Consider the following 13130-nt stretch of genomic DNA (forward strand, 5'->3'; position numbering starts at 1 on the left):
TACTATGAAAATCTTTTGGTCTATTCCCGTTTTTTTACTTATGCCAGCCTTTTGGCTAATTTTATTTCCTCCTAATGCTCCTTTAAAAAAAATCAAAGGTGAAAAGGTGGAAATTTTGCATCGCTATGTTTCTATTGACAATGTATGTGCCTGGCCAAATCTCACAATGCTTGGAGACGGAAGTATTCATGCAAGTATTTTTAACCAACCCAGTCATGCCAGAAGAGAAGGAAGTGTAGAAGTCTGGTCTACAGTGGATGGGGGTAGATTTTGGAATAAATCAGGTGTTGCTGCACCAAATGTGCCAGGAACCAACCGCATGAATGTGGCTGCTGGAAGAAACCAATCAGGTGATTTGGTAGTATTGGCCTCCGGGTGGGAATTAAAAGATGGAGAATCTTCTGACGGTACCAAGGAACTTGTTGGTGTCCTCCGTGCCTGGGTATCCTTATCTGAAGATGGGGGAGAAACGTGGGAAGTTTTTAAAAATGGTTTTCCTTTGGCCGAAACTGGGATGACACAATTTATCCCTTTTGGGGATGTATTAGAAGCCGCCGATGGAAGCCTGAGGGTACTTGCCTATGCACAATCTTTAGATAAAAAAATCAACAAAGTATCTTTTTTTAGAAGTGATGACCAGGGAAAATCCTGGCATTGGGTATCCCATATAAGTGATGCCAAGGGGTCCACTGCTTTTGCCGGTGGACATAATGAAACTGCATTTTTTCAAACTGATCCAAAAAAATGGATAGCTGTTGCCAGAAGATGGAAAGCTGGAGCAGCTATGGATTTGTTTGTGAGTGAAGATGATGGCAAAAGCTGGGCATTGGAGCGTCAGCTGACGGAAGAAAAACAACATCCTGGCCATATCACCTCCTTAGCAAATGGGGACTTATTGCTTACTTATGGAAATAGAAAAGAAGGTGAATTCGGTGTGGCTGCAAAATTCAGTAAAGATAAAGGTAAAACATGGTCCGAGGAATTTATTCTTATTGATGATTTACTAAGCAGGGATTGTGGGTATCCCTCAAGTGTTCAATTGGAAGATGGAAGTATTTTAACAGCCTTTTATTCTAATGGAAATGAATCACATCAAAGGTACCATATGGGGACAATTATTTGGAAAAACCCTTACCAACCATGAAACCTTTTTCGGCAGAAGAAATACATGGGGTTTGGGGCACCGTCCAGCTCCCTATATTAAAGGATCAATCCATCGATTGGGAAGTGTTAGAGGATGCGCTGAAATATACAATTGATGCGGGATTAAATGGTATTTACACAAATGGATCAGCAGGGGAGTTTTATAATCAAACTGAAAATGAATTTGATCAATTGAGTGAAACAGTGGCTATTGCCGCAGAAGAGGCTGGCTTACCCTTCCAAATGGGTTGTGGACATTCCAGCCCATCAATTTCGCTGGCCCGAATAAAAAGAGCGAAATCACTCTCACCCTGTGCTTTTCAGGTGATTTTGCCTGATTGGATCAAAACCAACACTCAGGAGACGCTCAAATTTCTGGAAAAGATGGCTAGCGCTGCGGCCCCTATAGGACTGGTTATCTATAACCCACCACATGCCAAACAAAAACTTCTTCCGGAGGACTATGCCAATATTTTAATGGAAGGGTTACCTGTTATCGGATGCAAAACAGGAGGAGGAGACAAAGAATGGTATTCAAAAATGAATAACTTACCTAAGCCATTTTCCTATTTTATCCCAGGTCATTACATGGTTACAGGCATCAAACAAGGAGCAAAAGGATCTTATTCCAACATAGCCTGTTTGCATCCTAAAGCTGTAGTAAAATGGTACCAGATGATGTTTCATAAACCTGAGCAAGCCGCGGAGATTGAAAAGCAGCTTTTGCTGTTTTTTGAAAAAGAAATCATGCCATTGATACTGGAAGAAGGATATTGTGATGTGGCCATAGATAAGTTTTTAGCCAATATTGGAGCTTGGTCAAGGACAGGAACCCGATTGCGATGGCCTTATTTAGGTATTGATCCGGATAGAAGTTTGGATAAACGAATACAGTTGAATAAATCAGTTCCTGAATTATTCAGGGATTTAAATTAATTAAAACCTATTACACGTACCTATTATGAAAACTAGCTTTTTATTTTTGATAGTAATATTCATTGGGATCATTCCTGGGTTTTCCAATGAATCCTTAAAAGATTCTTTGGAGGTGGAAAAAATCTGGGACAAGGCGCCCCACAATGCCTTCCCTGATATGATCAGGTTCAAGGGTGAGTTTTACATTGCCCTTAGAGAAGGAAATAACCATATGCCCGATAAAAGTGGCGCCATCCGAATCTTAAAGTCGAAAGATGGAGAAGATTGGCAAAGCGTAACCTTATTGGAAGAAGATGACAGGGATGTAAGGGAAGCTCGATTGTCCATAACCCCTGAAGGGCGTATAATGGTGTTGACTGCTGTTGGCGTATATGAAGGGGGATACAAAATTTTGTATCCCATGGTTTCATTTTCTGACACAAAGGGAGGGAATTTTTCTTCCTTACAAAAAGCGACCATGGACATGAAACCTTCTCTCGATTGGATATGGAGTCTGACCTGGCACAAAGGTGTGGGCTACGGCGTAGTATACCAGAATAAAGTGGGAGGATGGGAAGTGCACTTGTTGAAAACTACTGATGGGATTAATTTCAAACACGTTTCACAAATACCCGTTGATGGTAATCCAAATGAATCCACCGTTAGATTTGATAAGGATGGGAAAATGTTCGTTTTGATCAGGAGAGAGGCAGGAGACAAGATGGGAGTCCTGGCCAAAAGTGATTTCCCTTATAAAAACTGGACTACGAATAAATTAACCAAACAATTAGGGGGACCCAATTTTCTGTTTTTGGATAACAATACCCTTGTTATGGGAACCAGAGATTATAGAAAAACTGGAGCGAAAACAGTTATTCATGTGACTGACCTTGAAGGCAATATTAGTAAAACAATAGAATTGCCAAGTGGGGGAGATACCAGCTATCCTGGGATGGTCATTTACAAAAAGAAGCTATGGTTTGTCTATTATTCCAGCCATGAGGAAAAAACCAGTATTTACCTGACTAAAATCCCGATCAAAGCGCTTTACAAATAATACCTGACTAACTAAGAAAAAGATTACAACAAATTTATAATACTTATGAAAAAACACTTGTTAATAATTGCTGTCTTAATTTTAAACAGTTTTGCAGTTAATGCTAGCAACGCATCGGACAGCACCAGAGCGGCCGAACCGGCCACCAAGATCAAAGATTTTATCATTTACCAGGACAATAGCTATTATGCTACCTTCCCTTCAGTGGTTAAGAAAAGCAATGGAGAATACCTCGTGGCGTTTAGAAGGGCTCCTGACAGAATTGTAAACTTTAAAGAGAAGGGAAATAGCCATGTAGACCCAAACAGTTATTTGGTAAGTGTGACCTCAAAAGATGGTGAGAACTGGAGCAAAGAGCCTGAACTGATTTATTCCCATGCTTTTGGTGGTTCTCAGGATCCCTGTCTTTTACAACTAAAAGATGGAACGCTTTTATGTTCCAGTTATGGTTGGGCATTTCTGGAAGATGATGGCTTGGAAAACATAAAAAAGCCTCATTTTGCCAATGCCAAAGGCACTGTATTTCTTGGAGGCTACCTGGTTAAATCTCTAGATGGAGGAGAAACCTGGAAAGGTCCGATTTACCCACCATCTATTGCCCCTGAGGTAAACTATACCCCAATGGGCAATAAGGTTCCTGCCTATAATAGAGGGGCCTTGTATGAAGGGAAAAGTGGAAGGATATTTTGGATTGTTGCAGCAAGTGATAATGAAGAAAGACGGAAAACCTCCAACTATCTTTTGGTTTCAGATGACAAAGGAAATACTTGGGAACACTTAAGTACTGTGGCTAAAGATGATGAGGTGGTCTTTAATGAAGCTTCAGCTTATGAAACACCCAAAGGTGATATCATCGCTTTTATTCGTACAGCTAAGTTTGAGGACCAGGCAGTCATCGCAAGGTCCAAAGATGGAGGCAAAACATTTGATCAGTGGGAGTCTATGGGCTTCCAGGGGCATCCTCTTCAAGCATTAAGACTTCCAGACGATCGTGTCTTTTTGATTTATGGTTACCGCCACAAGCCATACGGTATTAGGGCGAGAATTTTAAATCCTGAATGTACCGATTTTGCTACTGCTGAGGAGATTATAATTAGAGAAGATGGAGGAAGCACAGATATTGGCTATCCATGGGCAGTGAACATGGGAGATGACAAAGTCTTGGTTACTTATTACTTCAATACAGACAATAAGAACAGACACATTGCCGGTTCTATTTTGAAAATAAACTAATTGTTACTGGCCAATTTGCAGTTAATGTCACCAAGAAGAGACGTTAATTGCAAATTGGCTTTTATTTTTATGTCAAGCCACTTCTTGAATATTGACCACTTTTCTATAATCTGAAGGGGTCATTTTTTTAAGCTTTTTAAATTGACGGTTGAAATTAGCCAAATTATTAAATCCACAAGCAAAGGCCACCTCTACAATATTAATGTCCTCATTGGACAACAACCTACAAGCATGCCCAATTCTGACAGTGTTAAGGTATTCTACAAAAGTGATCCGGTATTGTTCTTTGAAAAAATTGCAAAAGGTTGTCACACCCATATTGGCCATAGAAGCTATTTCTGAAAGGGTAATTTCCTGGTCAAAATTAGTCAAAATATGGTTTTTTATTTTAGTAAGCCGGTCAGATCCCTCAGGCTCGCTATCTATATAGCCAGGACTTGCCAGCAATTGATATTCTTTGTTTCGCGAAAGAATGTCAAAAATAGAAAGCAGACTTGAAAGCCTTTGGATTCCATTCATATCAACCATTTCTGTCATTAAAGCAGTTATTTTTTCCTTCGTTTTTCCAGTAAATGCCATTCCTCTGCTAGCAAGCCCCAGTATATTTTTGATGTTTTCCATTTCTGGGATTTGTAAAAAATCAGTGCCTAAAAAATCTGCTTGAAAATGAATAACTATGGCCTCCGCTTCATGATCAGCCTCTCCATTGGTATAAATGGGGTCATTGACCCAAACATGAGGAAGATAGGGGCCCATGCAAACCAAATCCCCAGGTTCAAAATGGCCTATATGGTCTCCCACCATTCTTCTGCCTGTACTTTTTAAAACCAATACCAATTCGTATTCAGGATGATAGTGCCAAGGGCAAGGGAAATGGGTTCCTTTTTCCTTAAAGACTATAAACGATTTGTCAAATTCTTGCGGTAGTCTTACTTCTATGGTTTTCATAGCTCTTTTGTTTAACCCTATTAATTTAGAAAAAATTGAAGCAAATCGAAACTACAGTGTGCCAAAAGGTGAAATAAAAGTATTAGGGGATCAGGTGGGTGCGTCCAACGACAGGATATAATAGACCATGGTTTGGGCATCTTCAAAACTTATGTCGGGATGGGCAGCCATCACCGGGTTTCCCCAGGAGCCAAAACCTCCTGTAATAATTTTTCTTGCCAGTAAATCTCTGTAAGCAGGTTGAATCGGGTAGCGTTCGGCAATGTCTGTGAATGCTGGTCCTTTAGACTTCTTGTCTATTCTATGACAATCATAACATCCCGCATAGGCGATAAGTACTTCTCCTCTTGACAAGACAGCCTCAGGTACTTCCTCATCTTTTCCCGGGATCTTTCTAATATAATTCTTTTGTCGTAGCTCTCCTTCAGAGAGAAGATGTTCCTCCTTCTCATTGGAATCACATGAAACCGATATCAGGCTTGCTAAAATAAGCCATAAAGACACCCATCTATAAAGAAAAACTTGAACCATCACCAAATTTAATATAAAAAGATAAACTTGTCCTTATATTTTTTATCAAAAATTTACAAGCCATGACAATCTACTGCCTGTTTATTTATAAATTTGGATATGAGGAGATTATTTAGGTTTACGTTTAGTTTGGCAAGCATTGCCAGTCTCGGACTTGCGGGTACCGCAATGGCTCAGAGCAAATTGGAAAAACAGGTTAACGAAAGTGCCAAGGAAATAGAGGGACAGGTTATCGAGTGGAGAAGAGATTTTCATGAGCACCCTGAGTTGGGCAATGAAGAAATAAAAACGTCAGGAAAAGTGGCAGCTCACCTAAAGTCATTGGGTATGGAAGTGACTGAAGGAGTTGCTGTAACAGGTGTGGTAGGTATTTTAAAAGGAGGGAAACCTGGTCCTACAGTAGCTTTAAGAGCGGATATGGATGCATTACCCGTTACAGAGCGTACAGATGTACCTTTTAAATCTCAGGTAATGACCACCTATAATGGGCAAGAAAGTGGTGTCATGCATGCCTGTGGCCATGATTCTCATATGGCCATTCTAATGGGGGTAGCAGAAGTGCTTTCTGGAATGCAAAAGGACTTGAAAGGAACGGTTAAATTTATTTTCCAACCTTCTGAAGAGGGTTTAGAGGACAAGTCTATTGATACCTGGGGTGCCAAGCAAATGGTGGAAGAAGGAGTGATGACAGATGTTGATGTAATTTTTGGCCTTCATATCAATTCTCAAACACCTGCTGGAGTTATCAAATACAAGCCTGGACCAGCCATGGCAGCAGTAGATGAGCTTGAGATTACCGTTAATGGGAAGCAGGCGCATGGTGCATATCCATGGTCTTCCATAGATCCGATCGTCACTGCTTCTCAGATTGTTATGGGATTGCAAACAGTGGTGAGTAGAAATGTGAAAATTATTGAGATTCCGGCGATTGTTACCATTGGAGCCATTCATGGTGGGGTTAGACACAATATAATACCCGAGAAGGTAGAAATGATCGGTACAATCCGTACCTATAGTCAGCCGCAGCAGGAACTTATTCACCGTCGAATCAGGGAGATTGGGGAAAATATCGCTAAAAGTGCTGGGGCCGAGGCAGATGTTAGCATTAAAAAAATGTACCCTGTTACTTTTAATGATGTTGAATTGACGGCCAAAATGCAACCTACCTTAGAAAGAGTTGCAGGAAAAGAAAACCTGTGGGTGCATGATCCGGTAACGGGTGCAGAAGATTTTAGCTTTTTTCAGCTTGAAAAACCGGGGCTGTTTTTTTTCTTAGGCGCAATGCCTGTTGATGGTGACCCTGAGGAAGCCCCTTCTCACCATACGCCAGATTTTTACCTGGATGAAAGTGGATTTGTGTTGGGTGTTAGGGCATTGTCCCTATTGACAATTGACTATATGGAGATGAAAAAGAAATAAGTTGAAAAGGGTTTATTAAAGCAATAAGACTTAATAAGAAGCAATTATTTTTATTGGGGAATAGAGGAGCTATTCCCCATTTTTTTTAGCAAAATGGGGACCAACGAAAATGTTTTTTTACGCAAATAGGCACTTTGTTTTAGTTAAGAGCTTTGGTCTATCTTTTAATGTGTTTATTAAGTCGCATATTATGAATTATTGATTCGGTTAATAGATAGAGGAACAAGAAATATCGCAAGTAAATGAGAAGGAATTCGTAAAAACGACCTTGAATTTCGCAATGGGGTCATAGGGCCTATCCCTACTTCACCGGGTATTGATTTGATCACATAGAAGGTCTATTGCACATCCGGGATTTAACCCAGGATAAGCAATAGGATTTGTAATCAGCCCTAAGGTAAAACCACCTCCCTCCAATTGATCTGCTCTAAAAGATTGACAATATGCCAGGAACGCATTGACCGTATGCGCAATGATCGACTGATTTTCAATTGAATCCATCACTCCTGATGAAAAAGTCTGGATCGATTATTGCAACCGTTTATACAAAATGCCCCGTAAACTTTATAAGTGGCGATCTTCATTGGTGCTTTTATAAACCTCAGCGGGAAGTCTAAATACTTGAGGTTCAAAATGTAAGAAATAGGTAAGAGTTGTTAATTTATGTATACCTTATACAGGTGTAATAGGTAGGTACCTTTGTTTTACTGGGGATAGAAGGCCTCATATCGTTTTATTTGCTCCCCTGTGAAAGCGCATTATACTTTTGTTATTGCTTTCACCTCATTGTCAACATAAAACGCTTTAATATGGAAAAATATCTAGCAGAGGAGTTGCGCAATTCCAATAAAGAACTTGTTTTCCAAATAAAAGAGAATGAAAAAAGAGAGTCAAAACTGATCATAGCCAATAAAAAGCTTGCTTTACAACACAGAGAAATAGAAAACAGGGCTTCGGAACTAATCGATTTAAATGACAAACTTGTTAAATCTGATTTGAATTTAAATAAAGCCAACCGTCTTTTTTCTTTTATCAGCCATATTAATAAAACCATTTCAAGGGTAAATGATGAGCATACTTTATTTAACGAGGCCTGTAGGATAGCTATTGAAATCGGCAATTTCAAAATGGCCTGGATCGGGATTACAAACCTTTCAAACAATAAGATTAAACTTATCGCAAGCAGTGGAGCAACGGAAGAGGATATACAATTATTTTCAGATGGGACTTTTCATATTGATGATTTGACCGAAACCAATTTACAGGAATCGGAATATTGTACCATCCCAAATATTCAAGAGGAAGAACATATCTGGTGGAAAGATTATGCTGCTTCACGTGGGTTTATGTCTGCCGTTTCTCTTCGGATAAAAAAATCAGAAAAGGTTATTGGTACCTTTAATTTGTATACGGCTGATACCAATTTGTTTTCCGACAAGGAAATTAAAATGCTCAAGGAGGTTGTAGAAGATATCTCCTTTGGAATTGATCTTTTTGAAAAAGAGGGAATACATAAAAAGACCTTAAAAAGTTTAGCTGAAAATGAATTGCGGTTTCTTGCGCTGATAGAAAACAGCACTGATATGAAAACGCTAATAACAAAAGAAGGTAAGTTCTCGTATTGTAGCCCTTCTGTAAAAAAATCACTTGGTTATTCATTCGATGAATTCCTGGAACGCAATCATCAGGATTTAATTCATCCGGATGATCTTCTTGAGTATTTGAAAAATTGGGACAACTTATTGAAATTTCCTGGCCAATCTTTTTCTTTTCGACAGAGGAGACTCCATAGAAACGGTAATTGGGTTTGGTGTGAAGGAAGTATTACAAATATGCTTGAGCAAGATGCCATCAAGGCATTGGTGTCAAATTTCAGGGACATTACCGAAAAAAGGATTGCTGAAAAACTGCATGAATTCGATAAAAATAACCTAACTGCATTAAACAATAGCACAGTTGATTTGATGTGGAGTGTTGACCGTGATTTTAAACTGATCACCTCCAACATATCCTTTGATAAAATGATTATGCGTAAATTTGGAGAAGTAATTTCCAAAGGAGACAGCATATTTTTAGCAGCATACACTACTGAAAACGTTCGTCATTTAAATAAGCAATATAAAAGAGCCTTTACTGGAGAAAATTTTGTAGAAATAGAGCACCTCTCTTTTCCAGATGAAATCTGGTCTGAAATTTCCTATTACCCTATAAAGAAAGGAAATGAAATAATCGGTACAGCCTGTTACTCCCGAGACATCACAAACATTAAAATAGCAGAGAATGAACTACGCAAAAGTAAGGAATTTAATAGCGGTGTAATCAATGCTTTAAGTGCCCATATTGCGGTTATGGATGCTAAAGGATTAATAATTTCTGTAAATGAATCGTGGAAAAAGTTTTCAATAGAAAATGCGGAATTTGATTTTTTACACCCCGAAATAGGAGGTAATTTCTTTACAGATTGCTTGAAAGCTGTAGAATCTGGGTACACAATTGCAGGAAATTCCTTAATGGGGCTTCGGGAAGTTTTAAACGAAAAAGGAAAAGATTTTTATCTTGAATACCCTTGCCATGCGCCTAATGCGCAACATTGGTTTGGGATGCATATAAAAAGATTTGAAATGGATGAAGTATTGGTAGTGATTGCCCACCAGGAAATTACCGACCGTAAACTTGCAGAAAACAAGCTGATCGTCACCAACAATGAACGAAAACGCGCCCTTAGGGACCTGTTTAAAATAATGGATTCATCGCTTGATGTAATTTGTGCTGTGGATGCAAATGGTAAATTTTTAAAGGTAAGTGCGGCAAGCGAAACCGTTTGGGGATACAAGCCGGAGGAACTTATTGGCAAACCGCTTATCAATTTCGTTTATGGCGAAGACATTGAGAAAACCGAACTAACGGCAGCTAAAGTGATGGAGGGCAATAATCTTGGTTATTTTGAAAACCGTTATGTACGAAAAGATGGTTCACTGGTTCCCATAGAATGGTCTGCCCGCTGGGACATAAAAGACCAAATTAGGTATGGGATTGCAAGAGATGTTACCGAGAAAAAGAGATTAGAAAAAGCTTTTGAAATTGAGCGGCTTCAATTTTTCAATTTGTTCTATGAAGCTCCATCCAGCATGGGGGTTTTAAATGGTCCAAACCACCTCTTTGTCATGGCCAATCCGCCCTATTTACAATTAATTGGTAAAAGGGAGATTATTGGTAAATCTGTAAAAGAGGTATTGCCTGAGATTATAGAACAAGGGTTTATTGAAAAGTTAGATGAAGTATTTCGAACAGGAAAAGCTTTTTCTGCCAATGAATATCTTTTTAAACTTGACGTTAAGAATGACGGAAAACTTGTTGATCGATACTTGAATTTTTTGTTCCAACCACACAGAAAAGAGGATGGGGAAATTGATGGTATATTTTTCTTTTTGGTGGATGTTTCAGAATTGGTACTTTCAAGAAAAACCATAGAGGAAAGTGAAGCCAGGTTAAATGAAGCACAAGCGCTTTCACATATAAGTAATTGGGAAATTAATTTAGCTACAGGGATTCACAGTTGGTCAGACGAGTTTTATACTATTTGTGGCATCAAACCAGAAGATATGGAACCTTCTGTCGAAGCTTATTTATCCTTTATTCATCCTGAAGACGTTGCCGAGGTAAAACTAGCAATCCAAAAAACTTTAGAAACATTTGAAGCATCACATTTTTATTCCAGGATAATCACAAAAGATGGCCTTACAAAATACATTTACAGTGAATGGGATTTTGAATTTGATAAAAATGGTATTCCTCTTCGATTTTATGGGATTTTTCAAGATATAACGGAACATAAACTAAGTGGGGATAAATTAAAAGAAAGTGAAGTTAAACTAAAGATTGCCCAGGAAATAGCCCATCTCGGTAGTTGGGAATTGGATTTTGAATCCAAGGTCCTTTTCTTATCTGATGAAGGAGCCCGGCTATTTGGACTCCCCGCTAACCAGCATGAATTGTCGTCAGAGGATTGGGTGGATTTTGCCCATCCTGATGATAGGAAAATGATACAAAATAAAATAGAAAAATCCCTTCTGAGCCTATCTCCTACATCCTTTGACCACCGCATCGTGCTTAAAGATGGTTCTGTTAAACATATTCATTCAGAAAGTAAATTCCGGTTTGATATCGATGGTAAGCCCAGTGGGATCAATGGCACCATGCAGGATGTGACCAAAAGCTTTAAATCAGCAGAAAAACTGAAACATAGTGAAAGACGTTTTCGTGAATTTTTTAAATCCGCACCCGAAAGCATAGTTGTAATTGATACAACAACCATGAACTTTGCCAAATACAATGAGAATGCACTTAAGTTACTTAAATATTCTGCTAAGGAACTAATAAAAAAAGGACCTGCGGATGTAAGCCCTCTGTTCCAGCCAGATGGTAAGTCAACTAAAGAAAAAGGGAGGGAATTGATATCGAAAGCAGTGAAGGGAAAGAAAACCGTTTTTGAATGGGTACTGATTGATGGTAATGGAAAGGAATTTATAAGTGAAGTACGTCTCGCCTCCTTATCAAACGTTAATGGTCCACTTTTAATAGCCAATTTTGCTGACATTAGCCTGAGAAAAGAGAATGAAAAAGGAATGGCGGCAATTACCTCAGACCTTATGCAAAGAAACAAAGATCTCGAACAGTTTACTTATATTGTCTCACACAATCTTCGTGCTCCAGTTGCCAATATTATGGGCCTTTCAGAGGCTTTGCGGACAATAGATTTGGAAGAACTTGAAAAGGAAGAACTGATGGATGGTCTTTCTGTATCGGTAGTCAAACTCAATGGGGTTATATTTGACCTCAATAATATTTTACAGCTAAAAAACAATCTGACAGAAAAAAAAGAATGTGTTTCTTTTTTAAACCTGATTGAAAATATCCAGATAAGTATCAATGACCAAATAAAAATGCAACAGGTACGGATTCAAACAGATTTCAATGCCGTAGAGACCATGTTGACTTTAAAAAGCTATCTCCACAGCATCTTTTATAATCTTATATCGAATAGCATCAAATTCCGACAACCTAGTCTCTCACCTGTCATCATAATTAAAAGTTATAAATTTAAAAATAAAATTGAAATTCACTTTTCAGACAATGGCCTTGGAATAAATATGAAGAAGGAAGGACGCCATGTATTTGGCTTATACAAAAGCTTTCATGAAAACACTGAAGGTAAAGGTATTGGGCTATTTATGACAAAAACACAAGTTGAAACATTGGGTGGGAAAATCAATATAGAAAGTGAAGTAAATAAAGGTACATCGTTCATTATCCAATTCCCAATATGAAACCAACACGCTTTATTCTAATTGATAATGATAATTGGAATAACTTCCTTTGCAAGATTTATATCAAGCGGGTGTCGCCAGAAATAGAAATAGTAGATTTTACATTGCCTAAGGAATGTATTCACTATTTGGAAACAGCATATACTATTGACCAGCCCATACCATCGATTATACTGCTGGATATTATTATGCCAATTATGAGCGGATGGGAGTTTCTTGAAACTTACAGTTTGCTTGACAATAAAATAAAGGACCAAATTACGGTCTATATTCTTTCTTCATCAGTTGATAAAAGGGATTTAGATTTTTCAGCCAATAATAAGTATGTAAAGCGATACATCGAAAAACCCATCACCCTTAAGGAAATTGAAATAATATACGAGGAGAATAATTAGGGTAGCTAAGGCTGAAGGCATTCTAAATCGGTATAAATAAAAATTTTTATGACTTAATTTTAGCAATAAATCAGAAAAACATTTCCCTTCTAAATTTGATGCGCTTCTGGTATACTTTATCTATTTTGGCCTAATAGCTTGTTTAAGCCAATAAAATTATTA

10 protein-coding genes are annotated in these 13130 nt (G+C 38.3%); 7 read left to right on the plus strand and 3 right to left on the minus strand.

Annotated elements, in window-relative coordinates:
- Nucleotides 1-4 precede the first annotated feature (4 nt).
- Genes AC0L7T_RS09535 through AC0L7T_RS09550 form a run of 4 tightly spaced genes read left to right on the plus strand, consistent with a single transcriptional unit; the run spans nt 5 to nt 4348 of the window.
- A complete protein-coding gene (locus AC0L7T_RS09535) occupies nt 5-1144 on the plus strand; it encodes a sialidase family protein (RefSeq protein WP_473342330.1) in 1140 nt (379 codons plus the stop codon).
- Nucleotides 1141-2079, plus strand: a complete 939-nt coding sequence (locus AC0L7T_RS09540) for a dihydrodipicolinate synthase family protein (protein ID WP_473342331.1) — start codon at nt 1141-1143, stop codon at nt 2077-2079. Before AC0L7T_RS09535 ends, AC0L7T_RS09540 begins: the two co-directional genes overlap by 4 nt.
- 25 nt (nt 2080-2104) lie before the next feature.
- Nucleotides 2105-3115: a hypothetical protein gene (locus AC0L7T_RS09545; protein ID WP_473342332.1), complete on the plus strand. Its 1011-nt coding sequence runs from the start codon at nt 2105-2107 to the stop codon at nt 3113-3115.
- Nucleotides 3116-3160: 45 nt separating this feature from the next.
- Entirely contained in the window at nt 3161-4348 is a 1188-nt protein-coding gene (locus tag AC0L7T_RS09550; protein ID WP_473342333.1) for a sialidase family protein, read from the plus strand.
- Nucleotides 4349-4420: 72 nt separating this feature from the next.
- Here the strand turns inward: AC0L7T_RS09550 and AC0L7T_RS09555 are convergent, their stop codons facing one another.
- Together AC0L7T_RS09555 and AC0L7T_RS09560 are read right to left on the minus strand one after the other, a co-directional pair.
- The gene (locus AC0L7T_RS09555) at nt 4421-5296 is read right to left on the minus strand and encodes an AraC family transcriptional regulator (protein WP_473342334.1); all 876 of its coding nucleotides are present in this window, start codon (nt 5294-5296) and stop codon (nt 4421-4423) included.
- Nucleotides 5297-5386: 90 nt separating this feature from the next.
- A complete protein-coding gene (locus AC0L7T_RS09560) occupies nt 5387-5827 on the minus strand; it encodes a c-type cytochrome (protein ID WP_473342335.1) in 441 nt (146 codons plus the stop codon).
- A gap of 99 nt (nt 5828-5926) precedes the next feature.
- On the opposite strand from AC0L7T_RS09560, the gene AC0L7T_RS09565 reads away from it, so the two are divergent.
- Nucleotides 5927-7246 (plus strand): amidohydrolase, encoded by a 1320-nt coding sequence (locus tag AC0L7T_RS09565; protein WP_473342336.1) that lies wholly within the window; start codon nt 5927-5929, stop codon nt 7244-7246.
- Nucleotides 7247-7552: 306 nt separating this feature from the next.
- Here the strand turns inward: AC0L7T_RS09565 and AC0L7T_RS09570 are convergent, their stop codons facing one another.
- The gene (locus AC0L7T_RS09570; RefSeq protein ID WP_473342337.1) at nt 7553-7747 is read right to left on the minus strand and encodes a hypothetical protein; all 195 of its coding nucleotides are present in this window, start codon (nt 7745-7747) and stop codon (nt 7553-7555) included.
- Nucleotides 7748-8055: 308 nt separating this feature from the next.
- On the opposite strand from AC0L7T_RS09570, the gene AC0L7T_RS09575 reads away from it, so the two are divergent.
- Both AC0L7T_RS09575 and AC0L7T_RS09580 read left to right on the plus strand, forming a co-directional pair.
- On the plus strand, nt 8056-12573 hold the full coding sequence (locus AC0L7T_RS09575) for a PAS domain S-box protein (protein WP_473342338.1): 4518 nt from the start codon (nt 8056-8058) through the stop codon (nt 12571-12573).
- Nucleotides 12570-12968 carry a response regulator gene (locus AC0L7T_RS09580; RefSeq protein WP_473342339.1) on the plus strand — a complete coding sequence of 133 codons (399 nt, stop codon included), beginning with the start codon at nt 12570-12572 and terminating at the stop codon, nt 12966-12968. The genes AC0L7T_RS09575 and AC0L7T_RS09580 overlap by 4 nt, the downstream gene beginning before the upstream one ends.
- Nucleotides 12969-13130 lie beyond the last annotated feature (162 nt).

The organism is Cyclobacterium sp. 10D3-21 (assembly GCF_055809755.1).